The sequence below is a fragment of the Acidimicrobiia bacterium genome (assembly GCA_036396535.1).
In the GTDB taxonomy this organism is placed as follows: Bacteria; Actinomycetota; Acidimicrobiia; order Spongiisociales; family UBA5794; genus DASWKR01.
Genome location: DASWKR010000006.1, coordinates 30740 through 46423, shown reverse-complemented (window position 1 = coordinate 46423; position 15684 = coordinate 30740). Strand labels below are relative to the sequence as shown.

Annotated in this window: 18 protein-coding genes; 6 read left to right on the top strand and 12 right to left on the bottom strand. The window is 69.2% G+C overall.

The window, feature by feature from the left end:
* Positions 1-120 precede the first annotated feature (120 nt).
* From trpB to VGC47_01020, 7 genes are read right to left on the bottom strand one after another with little or no spacing between them, the layout of a single operon-like run.
* The gene (gene trpB, locus VGC47_01050; protein HEX9853888.1) at positions 121-1305 is read right to left on the bottom strand and encodes a tryptophan synthase subunit beta; all 1185 of its coding nucleotides are present in this window, start codon (positions 1303-1305) and stop codon (positions 121-123) included.
* Positions 1302-1901 (bottom strand): phosphoribosylanthranilate isomerase, encoded by a 600-nt coding sequence (locus tag VGC47_01045; GenBank protein ID HEX9853887.1) that lies wholly within the window; start codon positions 1899-1901, stop codon positions 1302-1304. Before VGC47_01045 ends, trpB begins: the two co-directional genes overlap by 4 nt.
* Before the next feature lie 10 nt (positions 1902-1911).
* Complete coding sequence (gene trpC, locus VGC47_01040; protein ID HEX9853886.1) at positions 1912-2682, bottom strand: indole-3-glycerol phosphate synthase TrpC; 771 nt, start codon at positions 2680-2682, stop codon at positions 1912-1914.
* 46 nt (positions 2683-2728) lie between these two features.
* Positions 2729-3025, bottom strand: coding sequence for a cytochrome c (locus VGC47_01035; GenBank protein HEX9853885.1), 297 nt, complete (start codon positions 3023-3025; stop codon positions 2729-2731).
* Between the two features lie 31 nt (positions 3026-3056).
* Entirely contained in the window at positions 3057-4025 is a 969-nt protein-coding gene (locus VGC47_01030) for a glycine cleavage T C-terminal barrel domain-containing protein (GenBank protein ID HEX9853884.1), read from the bottom strand.
* A complete protein-coding gene (trpE, locus tag VGC47_01025) occupies positions 4018-5502 on the bottom strand; it encodes an anthranilate synthase component I (GenBank protein ID HEX9853883.1) in 1485 nt (494 codons plus the stop codon). Before trpE ends, VGC47_01030 begins: the two co-directional genes overlap by 8 nt.
* A 42-nt stretch (positions 5503-5544) precedes the next feature.
* Positions 5545-6294 (bottom strand): cytochrome c biogenesis protein CcdA, encoded by a 750-nt coding sequence (locus VGC47_01020; protein ID HEX9853882.1) that lies wholly within the window; start codon positions 6292-6294, stop codon positions 5545-5547.
* Positions 6295-6468: 174 nt separating this feature from the next.
* On the opposite strand from VGC47_01020, the gene VGC47_01015 reads away from it, so the two are divergent.
* Positions 6469-7737, top strand: coding sequence for an MFS transporter (locus VGC47_01015; protein HEX9853881.1), 1269 nt, complete (start codon positions 6469-6471; stop codon positions 7735-7737).
* On the opposite strand, the gene VGC47_01010 is transcribed toward VGC47_01015, so the two are convergent.
* Positions 7667-8986, bottom strand: coding sequence for an MATE family efflux transporter (locus VGC47_01010; protein ID HEX9853880.1), 1320 nt, complete (start codon positions 8984-8986; stop codon positions 7667-7669). The two genes, VGC47_01015 and VGC47_01010, sit on opposite strands and share 71 nt — an antisense overlap.
* Entirely contained in the window at positions 8983-9681 is a 699-nt protein-coding gene (nth, locus tag VGC47_01005) for an endonuclease III (protein ID HEX9853879.1), read from the bottom strand. Before nth ends, VGC47_01010 begins: the two co-directional genes overlap by 4 nt.
* A 65-nt stretch (positions 9682-9746) precedes the next feature.
* Here nth and VGC47_01000 point away from each other — a divergent pair, with 65 nt between their 5' ends.
* Positions 9747-10313 (top strand): phosphoribosyltransferase family protein, encoded by a 567-nt coding sequence (locus VGC47_01000; protein ID HEX9853878.1) that lies wholly within the window; start codon positions 9747-9749, stop codon positions 10311-10313.
* A 4-nt stretch (positions 10314-10317) separates the two neighbouring features.
* Positions 10318-10713 (top strand): hypothetical protein, encoded by a 396-nt coding sequence (locus VGC47_00995; GenBank protein ID HEX9853877.1) that lies wholly within the window; start codon positions 10318-10320, stop codon positions 10711-10713.
* On the opposite strand, the gene VGC47_00990 is transcribed toward VGC47_00995, so the two are convergent.
* Positions 10706-11236 (bottom strand): hypothetical protein, encoded by a 531-nt coding sequence (locus VGC47_00990; GenBank protein ID HEX9853876.1) that lies wholly within the window; start codon positions 11234-11236, stop codon positions 10706-10708. The two genes, VGC47_00995 and VGC47_00990, sit on opposite strands and share 8 nt — an antisense overlap.
* Positions 11226-11519 carry a hypothetical protein gene (locus VGC47_00985; GenBank protein HEX9853875.1) on the bottom strand — a complete coding sequence of 98 codons (294 nt, stop codon included), beginning with the start codon at positions 11517-11519 and terminating at the stop codon, positions 11226-11228. Before VGC47_00985 ends, VGC47_00990 begins: the two co-directional genes overlap by 11 nt.
* A 197-nt stretch (positions 11520-11716) precedes the next feature.
* Here VGC47_00985 and VGC47_00980 point away from each other — a divergent pair, with 197 nt between their 5' ends.
* Entirely contained in the window at positions 11717-13369 is a 1653-nt protein-coding gene (locus tag VGC47_00980; protein ID HEX9853874.1) for an FAD-dependent thymidylate synthase, read from the top strand.
* Between the two features lie 13 nt (positions 13370-13382).
* On the opposite strand, the gene VGC47_00975 is transcribed toward VGC47_00980, so the two are convergent.
* Positions 13383-13595 (bottom strand): hypothetical protein, encoded by a 213-nt coding sequence (locus VGC47_00975; GenBank protein HEX9853873.1) that lies wholly within the window; start codon positions 13593-13595, stop codon positions 13383-13385.
* A gap of 97 nt (positions 13596-13692) precedes the next feature.
* Here VGC47_00975 and VGC47_00970 point away from each other — a divergent pair, with 97 nt between their 5' ends.
* A complete protein-coding gene (locus VGC47_00970; protein HEX9853872.1) occupies positions 13693-14556 on the top strand; it encodes an ArsA-related P-loop ATPase in 864 nt (287 codons plus the stop codon).
* Positions 14553-15614, top strand: a complete 1062-nt coding sequence (locus tag VGC47_00965) for an ArsA-related P-loop ATPase (protein ID HEX9853871.1) — start codon at positions 14553-14555, stop codon at positions 15612-15614. Before VGC47_00970 ends, VGC47_00965 begins: the two co-directional genes overlap by 4 nt.
* Positions 15615-15684 lie beyond the last annotated feature (70 nt).

Genomic DNA, 15684 nt, shown 5'->3' with positions numbered 1-15684 from the left:
GTGAAGATTCCGAGCGACTCCGCCGGGCTCGGAAGCCCGGCCGTCATGTAGGGAAGCAGGACCGCCCGGCCGTCGGCGCGTGCCGCCGCGAACAGAGCGCCGAGTTGCGCCGCCCCGGTGTCAGCCATCGAACGCCGAGACCTGCTGGACGTCCTTGTCGCCGCGGCCGGAGAGGTTGAGGACGACCGTCCTGCCGCCCAGCGACTTCGCCTCCTTGACGATCCACGCCAGGCCGTGCGCCGACTCGAGAGCCGGGATGATCCCTTCCGTCTCGGCGAGCAGGTGGAACGCAGCCACGGCCTCGTCGTCGGTCACCGCCACGTACCGTGCGATCCCGGTGTCGCGGAAGTACGAGTGCTCCGGCCCAACGCCCGGATAGTCGAGCCCGGCCGAGATCGAATGAGCCTCGAGCACCTGGCCGGCTTCGTCCTGGAGCATGTACGTCCGGGCACCGTGGAGGACTCCCGGTGAGCCGGCGACGAGCGACGCTCCGTGCTCGCCGGTTTCGATGCCGTGGCCTGCCGCTTCGACACCGACGAGGTCGACCCCGCTCCCCGAGTACGGGTAGAAGACACCCATCGAGTTCGAGCCTCCACCGACGCACGCCACGATGACGTCGGGCCGTGGACGCTCGGGAGACGATCCGTCGAGCTGTTGCCGGAGCTCCTCTCCGATCACCTTCTGGAACTCCCGCACCATCCATGGGAACGGGTGGGGCCCGACGACCGATCCGATGATGTAGTGGGTCGTCTCCACCGTGGCGACCCAGTCGCGCATCGCTTCCGACACCGCGTCCTTGAGCGTCGCCGCCCCCTTGGTGACGGGCACCACCTCGGCACCGAGGAGCTTCATCCTGTAGACGTTGAGCGCCTGGCGCTCGATGTCCTTGGCGCCCATGTAGACGGCGCACTCCAGCCCGAACAGGGCACAGGCGGTGGCGGTGGCGACGCCGTGCTGGCCCGCTCCTGTCTCGGCGATGATGCGCGGCTTGCCCATCCTCTTGGCGAGCAGCGCCTGGCCCATCGTGTTGTTGATCTTGTGCGCCCCGGTGTGGGCGAGGTCCTCGCGCTTGAGGATGAGTCGCAGGCCGAGCTGCTCCGAGAGCCTCGCCGCCTCGTACACCGGGGTCGGCCTCCCGACGAAGTGGCTGAGGAGGCGTTCGAACTCCGCCTTGAAGTCGTCGTCGCCCCACGCCTCCTCGAAGGCGGTCTCCAACTCGATGAGGGCCGGCATCAACGTCTCCGGCGCGAAACGCCCTCCGAAATCTCCGAACCTGCCCCGTTCGTCCGGGCGGATGAGCGTCATGCCGTCTTCGCCCTCTCGATGAAGGCAGCCACCTTAACGGGGTCCTTGACGCCCGGACCGGCCTCGAGGCGGCTGGCGGCGTCGACGCCCCAGGGTCTCACCGCCCTCACCGCCCGTCCGATGTTGTCGGGCCCGAGCCCTCCCGCCAGGACGAAACCGTGATCCTCCTCGGCGACCAGCGACCAGTCGAAGGCCTCCCCGCTACCGCCGAGGACGCCCCCAGGCGTGTCGAAGAGGAAGCGGGCACCCGGCGATGGAGGCGCCGCCACGACACCCGGCGAAGGGCGCACCGGCAACAGCACCTCGTATCCGGCGCGTGCCGCGGCCTCGGCGACCTCCGCGGCGCCATCTCCGTATGGCTGTATACCGGTGACGCCGCACGAACCGGCCGCCGAAAGCACCTCCTCCACCCCGAGGTCGGCGGTGAGGAGGAACGAGGCGACGTCGACACCGTCGATGAGCCGGGCGATGGCGCGCTCGTCCACCCGGCGTGGCGAGGCCGGGATGGTGTTGAAGCCGAGTGCGTCTGCTCCGGCGGCCGCCGCGCAGAGAACGTCGCCTCTCGAGGTCAGCCCGCACACCTTGACCCAGGTCATCGGGGGACCGTCACGATCCGGCGGCGCGCAGGCCGGCGATGAGGCGGGCAGGGTCGCCAGACCTCACGAGAGCCTCGCCGACCAGGATGGCGTCGTACCCGGCGGCCGCCATGCGGGCGGCTCCCTCCTCGTCGGCGACCCCGCTCTCGGCGACCAGCGTCGCCCGCTCCGGGAGGGCGGCGGCGACACGCTCGGCGGTCGCCAGGTCGGTCCTGAAGGTGGCGAGGTCCCGGTTGTTCACTCCGATGAGCGTCGCTCCCGCAGCAACCGCCCTGCGGGCCTCGTCCTCGGTGTGCACCTCGACGAGGGCGGCGACCCCGGCGGCGTGCGCCTCCTGGAGGAGCCGGGCGAGGTCGGCGTCGCCGAGGGCGGCAACAATCAGAAGGATCGCATCTGCCCCTGCCGCCCGCCCCTCCCAGACCTGGACCGGGTCCAGGGTGAAGTCCTTGCGTATGACAGGCAACGAGACGGCGCGGCGCACCGCCACCAGGTCGTCGAGCGAGCCGCCGAAGTACTCCGGTTCCGTGAGAACCGAGATGGCGGCCGCGCCACCGGCCTCGTACTCCCTCGCTTGGGCGACGGCGTCGAGATCGAGATCGATCGGGCCGGCAGAGGGCGAGCGGCGCTTGATCTCGGCGATCACCTGGAGGCCCGGCGCCTCGAGGGCTGCCGCAAAGGGACGGGCCGGACCGGTCGACGCCGCCCGCGAACGAAGCTCGCCCACCACGAGGCCGAGCGAGGCGAGCCTTGCCCTGGTCGATTCCAGGATCGGAGTCAGCACGGGCGGAATCGTACCGGCCGCCGAGATTGCTCCCCGCCGGGAGAGGTCAATCGAGCGATCGGATGAACTCGACGAGGCTGTCGAGCTGGGCGTCGCTGAGCCTGGCGAACGACGGCATCGTTCCCGGCCCGACCCGCACGGTCTCGCGAAGCTGGGCGTCGGTGAGGTCTGAGGCCTCCGAACCGGGGCCCAGCGGCGGGCCGATGCCTCCGGCGCCGTCTGGGGCGTGGCACCGTGCGCACGACGTCGCGTAGAGGTCCCCCCCGAACTTGCCTTCCGTCGATCCGGAGCATCCGGCCAGCACGGTGGCGGCGAGCCCGATGGCGAGCAGTCGGCGTCGCATCCGCACGTGCATGGTCACAGGCGCCCCTGCATCAACCGACGAGGGGAAGGGCGCGGACGTGCGCCTTGACGTGTCCCCTCTGCCAGACGATGTCAACCACCGCACCGGGCTCGACCTCGCGGCGCACGAGCGCCAAGGCGATGGGGGCACGCAGGTCGAGAGACTCGGCGGTAGACGTGAGAGTCCCGACTTCCTTGCCGTCGGCGACCACTTCCGCTCCGAGAGGAGGTATCACGTTCTCGGCGATGACGAGTCCCCTCAGGTGCCGGTTGACGTGCCCCCGCGAGTCGATCCTGGCTACGAGCTCCTGGCCCAGGTAGCAGCCCTTGGTGAAGTCGACCGAAGCAGCCACCACGCCCGCCTCTTGCGGGATCGTCGTCTCGTCGACGTCGACGCCGACAGCCGGCTCGCCCGCCTCGATGCGTACCGCGTCGACAGCCAGCGATCCGGCCCGCACCGCTCCCGCCGAGATGATGCACTCGGCGTGGGCGGCGTCGACGACGAATCTCGGCAGAGACGACGACAGCAGCGGCAGGTTGGCGACCATGCCGCCCTCCTCCTGCCAGGTGCCGGACGCCGGCGCAGCCAGCCCCGCCTCGGCGAGCACGTCGGCGCCGGCGGGCCCCCACACCTCGACAACAGGGGTGCCCGCCTCGACGGTGGCGTCGACGCGGATCCTGAAGCGGTTGAGGTCGTTGCGCACGACCTCGCCGCGCCCCCCATCGGAGACGAGGCGGACCCCGTCGCCTGCTCGCAGCACCCACAGCATGGCCCGGAGCTTGCCCTGTGGTGCCAGCAGCAGCGAACGGGCGGCACCGCCGGCCGGGAGCGGCTCGATCGCCTGCGACAAGAGACCGTCGAGGAAGCGCACCGTGTCGGGGCCGGTGACGCGGGTGACCTCGAGGCGGCCCTCGACGAGCGCCGCTGCTCGTTTCATGGCGAGGTACTCCCCCGTCACGTCCCCGAACGTCTCGGGGGCCGCGGTGGCCGCCTCAGACATCGGCCGCTCCTTCGACCGCGGCGAGAGCCGCGGCAGCCTTGTTCATGCATTCGTCGTACTCGGCCGCCGGCTCACTGTCGGCCACGATCCCTGCTCCGGCTTGCACCCACGCTTTCCCGTTCGCCAGCACCAGGGTGCGGAGGGCGATGGCCGTGTCGACGTTCCCCGAGAAGTCGAGGTAGCCGACGGCGCCGGCGTACGGGCCGCGAGCTGTCGGCTCGAGCTCGTCGATCAACTCCATGGCTCTCACCTTGGGAGCTCCGGACACGGTGCCGTGCGGGAACGTCGCACGCAGGAGGTCGACAGGTCCGACGTCATCGCGCAGCTGCCCGGAGACACCACTCACGATGTGCATCACGTGCGAGTAGCGCTCGATCACCATCAGCTCGTCGACCGTCACCGTCCCGAACTCGCACACCCGCCCGAGGTCGTTCCGGGCGAGGTCGATGAGCATGACGTGCTCGGCCCGTTCCTTGGCGTCCCCGATGAGCTCGTTCTCCAGCGCCAGGTCCTCGTCTGGGGTGGCTCCGCGGCGCCGTGTCCCGGCGATGGGGCGGGATGTTGCCCGGCCATCCCTGGCTCTCGTCATCAGCTCGGGAGACGATCCGGCGATCGTCAATCCGCCGTGGCGCACGAAGAACATGAACGGCGAAGGGTTCACGAGCCGCAGGGCGCGGTACACGGCGAACACGTCGCCCGCGAAGTCGACCTCGAGCCGAAGCGACGAAACGATCTGGAAGGCGTCGCCCGACCTGATGTGCTCGATGGCGCGGCGCACGCCCGTCTCGAACTCGGCTCTCGTCACGTTCGATCTCGGTTGCGACACCGCGCCGAAGGCAGGTCGGTGCTTCGCCTCGTATGGGGTGCCCTTCCCGAGCCGCCGAACCGACTCTTCCAGGTCGGCGACGGCGCGTCTGTAGTCGGCCGCCGGGTCGTCACCCACGAACACGTTGCGCACCAGCCTGACGGTCTGACGGAACCGGTCGACCACGGCAAGGGCGCCGACGAACTGCCAGACCATCTCGGGCAGACCGCGATCGTCGGGAGGGCGCCCCGGCAGATGCTCGACGTACCGGACCATGTCGTACGCCAGATAGCCGACCGCCCCGGCGTAGAGCGGGGCTCCCTCCTCGGCGAGGCCCAACTCTTCGAGACCGGGGATCGAATGAGCGCCCAGCAGCTGCTCCAGGACGGCCAGCGGGTCACCGTCGGGAACGGCCGGGCCGTTGCCCTCGATACGGCACACTCCGTCGTGGGAGACGAGCGTGAAGGCCGGGTCCCACCCGACGAACGACCATCGCGCCCAGCGCTCACCGCCCTCGACCGACTCGAGGAGGAACCCGTCCTCGTCGCCGACGAGCTTCTCGAACACGGTGACCGGCGTCTCGCGATCGCCGAGGATGTCGACGGACACGGGCACCACGGGATGGCGGGCTGCCAGCTCGACGAATCGCCGTTCCGAGATCGTGGTGTCCACAAAGGAAGGTTAGGTGGAGAGCCGGCCCGCCCCGTCGAGCATTCAGACGTCCGCCAGCCCATCGAGGCCGAGGTCGATGAGGAGCCTGCTGAAGAAGGCGTTCAGCTCGACGATCCGATCGGTGACGAGCAGAACCCCGAAGAGGGCGAGCAGGGCGCCCGACGCGACCGTGACAGGCGTGAGAAACCGCTTCACGAAGCTGAAGGCACTGAACGCCCTCGCAAGCAGGAGTGACGAGAGCAGGAAGGGCACCCCGAGGCCCAGCGAGTAGAAGAAGAGGAGCACCATGGCGCGGCCCGCCGTGTCCGCCGTGGCGGACAGCGTGAAGATCGCCGCCAGGAACGGTCCCAAGCACGGGGTCCAGCCGAAAGCGAAGGCGGCCCCCATGACGGGCGGACCGAAAGCGCCGAGGCGAGAGGGTGTCACCTCGACGCGGCGCTCCTTCATCAGCGGGAGCAGGAACGACGGGGTCCAGATGGCCGTCACCGCGATCAAGATCCCCATGGCGATCACGACGACGCCTGCTCCCCGTGCGAAGCCCGGTTCGTTGAGGAGTCGACCGATCGTCGTGGCCGCCGCCCCGACGATGAACACGAACACGGCCGTGAACCCGGCGATGAACAACAGCGCGGATCTCGACACTCGCCACAACGAGACGTCACCCTCGGACAGTTGGGTGACCGAGTATCCCGACATCAAGCTGAGGTAGCCGGGCAACAGGGGAAGGACGCACGGCGACAGGAACGACGCCGCGCCGGCGAACACGGCAGCAATGATGGTGGCGTCCGCCATCGACCTCACCTCCTCTGCCGGCGACGGCGCGGACCGGCCGGAGGGACCGGCCGGTCATTCCGAGCGCAGCCTATGCACCCCGCCAGGGAATGAGGATCAGCGGTGGATGAGCTCCGCACCGTTTAGGCTCCCGCACCGGATGAGGAGCCGGGAAACGAACGGATGGGGTCGGTCGTGACGGCAGGCATGTCGAGCCCACCATCGTTCACGCTCCGAGACCGTCGCGTCCTCTTCTTGATGTCGCTGGTGACCTTCGTGGGCGGGCTGGCGGCATCGACCATGTCGCACACGCTGGTGTTCGTGCGCACGTCGCTCGAGCTCAGCGAGGGCGGGATGTTCACCGTCTTCGCGATCACGAGGGCGGCGTCACTCCTGGGTGTCGTTTTCGCGATCACGGCCGATCGCCTCGGCAGGCGCAAGCCGTTCCTCCTCGCCTTCGCGCTGCTGCCGGTCGGCAACGTGGCGACCGCGATATTGCCGGGGGTTGTCGGCTTCACGATCTCGCAGTCGATCACGCGCCTCGCATTCGTGGCTGTGGCGGCGCTGTCGGTCGTGATCCTCGCCGAGGAGCTGAACCCCGGACAGCGCGCCCTCGGGCTCGGAGTTCCAGCACTGGCCGGGTCGATGGGCGTCGGGCTCGGGCTGCTGCTCCTGCCGGTCGCCGACCGCAGCCCCGACTCGTGGCGCATCCTCTTCGGTCTCGCAGCCATTGGCTTCTTCATCGTTCCTCTCCTCAATCGCTTCCTGCCGGAGAGCCGGGCGTACGTCCAATACGCCACGCCGGTGCCATTCGGCAAGGCCCTGGCGGCAGGCCTCGACAAACACTTCTGGCCCCTCGCCGCCATCGCCTTCTTCACGGCGGCGTTCGCCGCCCCGGCGTTCGACTTCGTCCTCGAGCGACTCATCGAAGACCTCGAGTGGGGAACCGGAGCGGCTCGCTTCCTGCTGATCGTCTTCAGCGGCGTCGGGTCCGTCGGTCTGCTCGTCGGCGGGAGGCTCGCCGATTCGATGGGAAGGAGACCGACGTCCGTGATCGCACTCGGCCTCGGCTTGGCGGGGGGAATCGGCTTCTACACGCTCGACAGCGGTTGGTTGCTGGCGCCTGCGATCTTTCTGGCCACCTTCGGTGCGACGATGCTCACACCCTCGTTCGCCGCCCACCGATCAGAGCTCTTCCCGACGAGGGTGAGGGGCGCCAGCGCAGGATGGATCTCGAACGTCGCCATCATCGGTGCCATCGGCGGATTCGCCGTCGGAGCCTCGATCGTCGACAGGATCGGGCTGTCGTGGACCATCTCCTTGCTCGGCTTCGGCCTCGTCCTTTCGATGGGGCTCGTGCTCAAGCTGCCGGAGACGAGGGGGATGGACCTCGTCAGATCGCGAGCGGGCCACGAGCATGCCAGCGCGCCAGTGTCACCGCCCGGGTCAGCATCAGCACCATGATGCCGAGCCACACGCCGGCGAGCGGCCACCCGAGCGGTCTGACGAGCAGGAGCACCGCCGATGCGGCTGCCGCCGACACGACCATCGAACCAGCCAGGTAGTCGAAGCTGCGGGCGCCGATGGCGAGCCCGTCCCAAACGAAGACGACGGCGTTGATGGGCTGCATCAGGACGACGAAGGGATACACCGTCCCGATGGCGGCGAGCGTGGCGGCGTCGTCCGTGAAGACCCTCGGCAGGAATGGCGCCGCCACCGCCAGCACGAGGGCAAGGCCGACACCGCCCAACAGGCCGAGATAGAGCAGCCGGGTGGCGATCAGGTGCGCCAACGGGGTGTCCCCTGCTGCCAGGTGCCGCCCGATCATCGCCTGGCCGGCGATGGCGAGCGCGTCGACGACGAGGGCGAGAAATATCCACAGGTTCACCGCCACCTGGTGGGCGGCTACCTCGACGATTCCGATCCTCGCGGCGACGGCGGTCGCCAGCGCCAGCGTTGCCAGCAGAGCCCCCGTCCGCACGATGAGGGCGGCGCCGGCACCGGCGAGTGGGCGCAGGTCGCGCACCGCCAGCCCGCGAAAACCGACCTGGAGCCTGGCGCGATGACGCGAGAACAGCAGGAACCCGAAGTAGAGCGCCCCGAGCCACTGGGCGATCACGGTCGCGATGGCGGCACCGGCGATCCCCATCCCCGCCCCGAAGATCAGGATCGGATCGAGGACCAGATTGACGAGGTTCAGACCCACAGTGACGAACAGAGGGGTCTTGGTGTCCTGGAAGCCGCGGTAGGCGCCGTGGCCGACGTTGATCACCATGAGCGCCGGAAGCGCCAGCGCCCGGATGCGCAAGTAGGTCTCTGCGTCTCCCAACGTGTCCCGGCCCGCTCCGACGAGCGTGAGGAGAGGCACGGCGGCAGCCTCGACGACGATGAGGGCGGCAACCCCGATCGCCAGCCCGACCGCCACCGCCCCGGCCGTCAAGCGCCCGGCGAGCCGTTCGTCGCCGCGCCCGACGGCGCCCGCCACGAGCGGGGTCGTCCCGTAGGCGAGGAAGATGAAGAGCGCGAACGCCACGCCGAACACGGCGGTCGCCAACCCGAGCGAAGCGAGCGGCTGCGCCCCGAGCCTCCCGACGAAGGCGGTGTCCACCAGCGAGACGAGCGGGTCGGCTGCCAGGGCGCCGAGCGCCGGGAAGGCGAGCCGAACGATCTCGGCGTCGTGCGCCGTCTTGCCGACGGCGATCCAGCGCCTCATCGCGCCGGGCGAGGTGTCTTGTCCTCGTAGTCGCAGATGTTTGCGAGCGGGCACTCCCAGCACCGCGGCTCGCGGGCGTCGCAGATGTCCCTGCCGAACTGGATGAACCGCATCGAGATCCCGGACCAGTCCTTCTCCGGGTACAGGGAGCGGAGGTCGGCCTCGATCTTGACCGGGTTGGCGTGCTCGGTGAGTCCGAGGCGGTTCGTGAGCCTGCGCACGTGGGTGTCGACCGCGATGGCCGGATCGTCCCACACCTCTGCGAGAACGACGCTGGCCGTCTTCCTGCCGACGCCGCGCAGCTTGGTCATCGCTTCGAGGTCGCGGGGTACCTCGCCTCCGAACTGCTCGACCAGGTCGGCAGCCAGCGAGATGATCGACTTCGTCTTCTGCCGGTAGAACCCGGTCGAATACACGACTTGCTCGACGTCTTCCGGGTTCGCCTCGGCGAGCTCATGAGGAGTCGGCCATCGTCGGAACACCTCGGGGGCCACCCGGTTGACGTTCTCGTCCGTGGTCTGAGCAGACAGTACGGTCACGACGAGGAGCTGCCAGGCATCCCGGTAGTCGAGTGCGGTCCGCATCTCCGGGTAGCGCCTCCTGAGACGGGAGAGCACCAGGCGCGCCTTCCTCCGCAGCTCGGCGGGGGGAGCCTCGCTCGCCTGATCCGTTGCGGTGCGTCGACGGGGGCTCATCGGGCGGGGCATGCTACCGGCGACGTGCCTGTGGTGCGCGGGCGAATAGCCGTTACGATTCCGGCGTGGACCTCCGGGAAGCGGTGGCGAGGCTCGCCACCATCGACGGCTCGCTCATACTCGTCGACCAGTTCCTGAATCATCGCGTCGACCCGGACGTGATGCGATCGCTCGGACAGCACCTGGCGAAACGCCTGGCGCCCCGCCAGCCGGGTCTGATCCTCACCGCCGAGGCATCCGGGATTCCGCCTGCTCTGGCCTGTGCGCTCGAGTTGGGGCTCCCGATGGTCTACGCCAAGAAGTTCCTCGGCACCGGGAACCGATACTCGTTCTCCCGCGAGGTGGTGTCGCCGACGAAGGGCATCGAGTATCGGGTCGAGGTGTCCCGCAAGATGCTCGATCCCGGTACGCGAGTCGCCATCGTCGACGATTTCCTCTCGGGCGGCAGAACCGCCGCGGCGCTCGGCCAGATCGCAGAGGAGGCCGGCTGCGACGTCGTCGGCTTCGCCTTCGCCATCGAGAAGGCGTTCCTGGGAGGGAGGGCCCGGCTCGAGGACCACGGATGGCATATCGACTCGATCGTGCGGGTCCTCTCGATCGAGGGCGGCGTCATCGAGATCGACGACGACTGACCCGGTGCACCTGGCGCGCCTCACTCTCGTCGCTTCTGCCGCAGCCGCGGCGGTTGCCTTGATCCTCCCGTTCCTGGACTCCCCGCTCATCGGCGACCGCAACGGATTGACCGCGGACGCCTGGCCCGCCGCGGTGCTGCTCGCCGTGACCGGGGTGGCGGCCCTCCTCGGCGACCGGCGTGAGGGCTTTCCGGTGGCGGCGGTGCCGGCAGCCGCGATCATCAACGGTGCGGCACTCGTGTTCTCGGTCGCCAAGCTCCTCGACGCCTTGGAAGCCGCCGATGCTCTCCACGGGCTCGGTGCAGCCGCTGCGGTGGGAGTCGGGGCGTGGGCCCTGGTCGCCGCGGCATCCATCGGATTGGCAGGCGCCGCTTTGGCGGCGAGCCGCACCGTCAGGTGAGGTTGGAGAGCATCGCGAGCGCGATGGCCACATAGCAGAGGCCGGCGACCACCTGCCAGAACGCTCGGGGGTTCGCCTCGGGGCGCAGCCCCTTCCGCAAGCGCTCCCGCGGATCGGTCGATCCAGGCAGCCCGCGTCGCACCGCCGGATCGTCGTAGTCGTCACCCGGTCTGGTGTGGCCGCCGAAGAGCGTGCCGATCGCCCCGACACCCATGTTGGCGAATCCGCCGCCGGTCGCTCCCCCGGTGAGGAGCAGCACCAAAGCGCCCGCCAAGAACGTGTACGCGACGATGGTGACCGCCCCGGGTGAGGCGAGCGCTCCGAACGTGACCGAAGCCAGCCACGACGGGGTTCCGGCGATGCCGAGCACGGCAGGAACGGCGTCGACCCTGCCTGCGAAGCCGGCGAAGGTGAGCCCGAGGGCGGCCGACAAGGCGATGCCTGTGAGGAAGACGACGACGTACTCGGGCAGCCGCGCTGCGAGCTCGATGCCCTCGTCGCCCGACCTCTCGTCAGCCCCCATCGGATCGCCACCTGGAGAGCAGGGGCACGTCCGACCGGTCGATCCACCGCGTCGCCCGAACACACACCCTGATCGCGAGCAGCAGCAGGGCCATGACGACGAGGTACACGATGAGCAGCTCGAACCCTGCGAAGTAGCTCGTGCGGCATGCCCCGAATCCGCCAGAGCAGATTCCCCAGCCTGAGCCGCCGTTGCGGAGGTCGAGGAGGATCCACAGCGGGACCAGGCCCACGACGACGGCCAGGCCGATGAGGATGCCGATCACGAGACGCAAGATGATCACTCATCGCGAGGATAGGGACGCACGGCCTCTACGGCGGAGACCCCCGGCGGTGCCGCGCAGGTCGCGGTTGGCCCTGCACAGGGCCGGCCGCCTGAGCCAGGACCCCCCGGTCACCGCCAGAATTCGCGCTGTTGCGAGCGTGCCGCGTCGCCGGTACGGTGGAGAATCACATGCGTGTCATTTCGGCTTGGTGACAGATGACGACGACGCTGCCTGACCGCGCCGCGAGCTACCACGAAGAGGCGTTCACGGAGGACGAGCGGCGGGTCCTCGGTCGCTTTTTCACGAACGTCGACGGACCGGTGTTCGCGGTGACGAACCTGCCGGAAGTCGTCAAGGGAGCCCTCTTCGCCCGCTACTCCCGGTCGCCCAAGTCGCTGCGCCGGCTCTTCCTCGACGAGTTCTACGACGCGCCGGACGTCGGGGTGGCCGTTCTCGGCGGAGGGGAGGACGAGCACCTATCCGTGGTGAACCTGGAGCGGGCCGAGCAGCTGTACGAGAGGGTCTTCTCCGAGTATGGCGACGACTCGGTCGCCCAACTCGGTGGCGCCCACCTGGCGTGCGAGCAGGCATCCAACGTCCTCACCAAGGTGCTGGAGCGGGGCCGCCTCGCCGCATACCTCGAGCAGTCGACGAGGTACATCTTCTACGACGTCCGGCTGGGAGACCGCTACCGCTACATGACGCCCCCGGAGCTCATCGGGACGGCGCTCGAAGGGCGGTACACGGAGGTCATGGAGTGGCTGTTCGACACGTACGCCGAGCTCGTCCCGCGGCTCGTCGCCTACTACGAGACGCTGTACCCGAAGCAGGAGGACGACTCCAACTTCATATGGCGCTCGACGATCAGGGCCAAGGCGTGCGACGACCTGCGGGGACTGCTGCCGGCCGGCACGCTCTCGAACGTCGGGATCTTCGCGACCGGGCAGGCGTACGAGATGATGATCCTTCGCATGAGGGCCCACGCGCTCGCCGAGGTACGCGACTACGCCGACCTGATGCTCACCGAGCTGCGCAAGGTGATCCCCTCCTTCCTGCGGCGCGTCGACGTCCCGGAGCGCGGCGGAGCTTGGTCGACCTACTTTGCAGACATCGCTTCGACGATGAACGGTCACGCCGCCGGCATCACGGCCGAGGCGCAACCGCGCCCCGAGGTGACCCTCGTCGACTGGGACGAGGAGGCGGAGACGAAGATCGCGGCTGCCGCCCTCTACGCGTACAGCGACCTTCCCGACGACCAGCTCCTCACGGTGGTACGCCGCCTGGCGGAAGCGGACCGGGCGGCGCTCATCCGCTCGTACGTCGGAGACCGGACCAACCGCCGCCACAAGCCGGGACGCGGCATGGAGCGGTGCGACTACCGCTTCGACGTTCTCTGCGACTACGGCATCTTCCGTGACCTGCAGCGGCATCGGATGCTCTCCATCGACTGGCAGCGGCTCGGTGTCGAGCACGGCTACGTGACCCCTGATGCGATCTCGGACATCGGGGCAGACTCGGTGTGGCGCCAGGCGATGGACCGAACCGCCGACCTGCACCGGGCCGTCTCCGCGTTGCACGGCAACGACCTCGCCCAATACGTCGTGCCTTTCGCATACCGAATCCGCTTCTTCATGCAGATGAACGCTCGCGAGGCCTTCCACCTCATCGAGCTGCGAAGCGGCCAGGGGGGTCATCCCGACTACCGGCGGGTCTGTCAGCGAATGCACGACCTCATCGCCGACAGACATCCGCTCATCGCGGCGGCAATGTCGTACGTGGACCACGACAGCTACGACCTCGCCAGGCTGGAGGGCGAGCGGCGGGCGTCCGCCAAGAGAGCGGCGCTCGGCGTCTCCGACCCCGAGTGAGCACCCGGCACACCTAGCTCGCCAGCGGGATCCTCAGGACGAGTGAGTCCTCGTCGACGACCCACGTGGCGCTCCCGATGAGCGCGAAGTCGAGGAAGTCCTTCTCCGCCTGAGCGATGAACGCCCTCCTCGCCTCGCCCTCCAGCGGAGGTATGCCCCGCGACCTGACGGCAGCCGCCCGCTCTCGAAAGCGAGCGAGGAACTCGTCGACGTCCAGCGATGCCATGTGATTCTCTCCTCGGACGAGCAGGTCGGAGGGTAACGGCGAGCCGCTCCCCTGCGTGCCGACCCCGGGGGCGCACACCCTATCCTCGCCTCGAGCCATGGACGCCACGCCACTCGACCGCAGGCTTCTCATCGTCTCCGGGAAGGGGGGTGTCGGGAAGTCCGCCGTTGTCGCCTCACTGGCCCACGTCGCATCCCGCCGCGGAATGCGGGCCCTGGCGCTCGCCATGACCGACCCGATCGGCCTGGCGACCCATCTCGGCGCCGAGGAGTTGACCCCGAAGGCGCACGAGCTGCTCCCCGGGGTCGAGGCAGCATTCGTGGACCGCAGCCATGCCCTCGACGAATACCTGCGGATCCAGATGAGGGTGCCGCGCGCCGCCCCGACGCGACAGCTCAGCCGGATGCTGCAGGTGCTCGTCGACACGGCCCCCGGCGTCAGGGAGATCATCTCCATGGGAAAGCCGATCTACGAGACGTGGCGAGGTGACTACGACATCGTCATCGTCGACGCCCCTGCGACGGGACAGCTCGGGTCGTACCTGCGCGCCCCGGCCACCATCGCTTCGATCGTGCCGTCGGGGGGAGTTCGCGACCAGGCGGAGCGGATGAGGGCGACGCTCTCCGACGCCGCCGCCTGTGGAGTGCTGTTGATCACCACTCCGGACGAGCTCCCGGTCGTCGAGACGCGGGAGATGGTCGCATCGATCGAGGCCGAACAGCTCGTAGCCATCGCCGGAGTGGTCTTCAACAGGACGCTGCCGGACCTCGGCATGTCGCGGTCGAGGATCGCGGCACTCCCGCCAGGACCGCACCGCTCTGCTGCCCAACTGCACGCCGGCCTGTACGAGAGCCAGCAGAAGCTGCTGCCGGAGCTCGACTCCAGCGGGCATCTCCCGTTCCTCTTCGGCCTGATGACCCCTCCCGAGGTGGCCGCCCGTCTCGCAGAGGAGTGGACGTGACGAGGACACACATCGTGGTCGTCACCGGAGCCGGGGGCGTCGGCAAGACCACCGTGTCGGCGGCGCTGGCCATCGGTGCCGCCGCGGCAGGCACGAGAACGCTCGTCGTGACGATCGATCCGGCCAAGCGGCTCGCCTCGGCGCTCGGCGTCGACTCGCTCGGCAACCAGCCCTCCATGGTCCCGGGGACCGATGGCTTGTGGGCCGCCATGCTCGACATCACCGCCTCGTGGGAGGCAATCGTCCATCGCCACGCCGCCCCGGAGGTGGCGGACAGACTCGAGTCGAACCCCTTCTTCAGGGCGATCGCCGACCGCTTCCCCGCAGCCCAGGCCTACGCGGCCGGCGAGCAGATGGCGGAGTACTCGGAGGGCGGAGCTTGGGAGCTGGTCATCGTCGACACGCCTCCGTCGGCTGGAGGCCTCGACTTCTACCTGGCGCCGCGGCGCATGCGTGAGCTCGTCGGTGGGCGACTGCTGCGCTGGCTGACCGGCGCCAGCCTGCCGGGGAGACGGGCCCTCTACCGCGTCACCGCCCGGCCGATGCTGCGGGTCGCAGACAGCGTCCTCGGGGGCCCGCTCCTCGAGGACATCGCCGAGTTCCTACTCGATCTGCGGACCCTGTACGACGGGCTCTCGAGTCGCGCCCGCTCGATCGAGCGCCTCCTCGGAGCGGCAACGACGCTCGTCGTGACGACGGCCGCTCCCGCCTCGCTGCGCGAGGTCAGGCGCTTCTACAGCGGGTTGGGGGAGATCTCCGTGACCCCGGCCGCCACGATCTTCAACCGGGACCTCCCGAAGGAGTGGATGGCGCCCAAGCGGCTCCCGGCCATCGCCGGGCTCGACGCCGAGGAAGGGGCGATCCTCCGCGAGAACCTGCGCCGCTGGGGAGACGAGGCTCGCAAGACGCAGGACGCCAAGCAGGAGCTCATGATGCGGCACCACACCGACGTGCACGCCATCCCCTGGCTCGAGGACGCCCCGACCACCGTCGCCGAGCTGGCGGCGCTCGCCGAGACCGCCGACCTGACGGGATTGCTCCAACCGCCGCCGCGCTGATATCCACCGCCTGTGGATAAATGAGCCGCATGACCTAGTCAGTTTTCGCGCGTCCTGTTGTCTCATACGT

Excerpts from the sequence above, each read along its gene's own strand:
- VGC47_00990 (HEX9853876.1), bottom strand. The coding sequence starts at position 11,236 with ATGGGGGCTGACGAGAGGTCGGGCGACGAGGGCATCGAGCTCGCAGCG.
- VGC47_01010 (HEX9853880.1), bottom strand. The coding sequence starts at position 8,986 with ATGAGGCGCTGGATCGCCGTCGGCAAGACGGCGCACGACGCCGAGATC.
- VGC47_00975 (HEX9853873.1), bottom strand. The coding sequence starts at position 13,595 with ATGGCATCGCTGGACGTCGACGAGTTCCTCGCTCGCTTTCGAGAGCGG.
- VGC47_01030 (HEX9853884.1), bottom strand. The coding sequence starts at position 4,025 with ATGTCTGAGGCGGCCACCGCGGCCCCCGAGACGTTCGGGGACGTGACG.
- VGC47_01020 (HEX9853882.1), bottom strand. The coding sequence starts at position 6,294 with ATGGCGGACGCCACCATCATTGCTGCCGTGTTCGCCGGCGCGGCGTCG.
- nth (HEX9853879.1), bottom strand. The coding sequence starts at position 9,681 with ATGAGCCCCCGTCGACGCACCGCAACGGATCAGGCGAGCGAGGCTCCC.
- VGC47_01045 (HEX9853887.1), bottom strand. The coding sequence starts at position 1,901 with ATGACCTGGGTCAAGGTGTGCGGGCTGACCTCGAGAGGCGACGTTCTC.
- VGC47_00980 (HEX9853874.1), top strand. The coding sequence starts at position 11,717 with ATGACGACGACGCTGCCTGACCGCGCCGCGAGCTACCACGAAGAGGCG.
- VGC47_01035 (HEX9853885.1), bottom strand. The coding sequence starts at position 3,025 with ATGCGACGCCGACTGCTCGCCATCGGGCTCGCCGCCACCGTGCTGGCC.
- trpB (HEX9853888.1), bottom strand. The coding sequence starts at position 1,305 with ATGACGCTCATCCGCCCGGACGAACGGGGCAGGTTCGGAGATTTCGGA.
- VGC47_00970 (HEX9853872.1), top strand. The coding sequence starts at position 13,693 with ATGGACGCCACGCCACTCGACCGCAGGCTTCTCATCGTCTCCGGGAAG.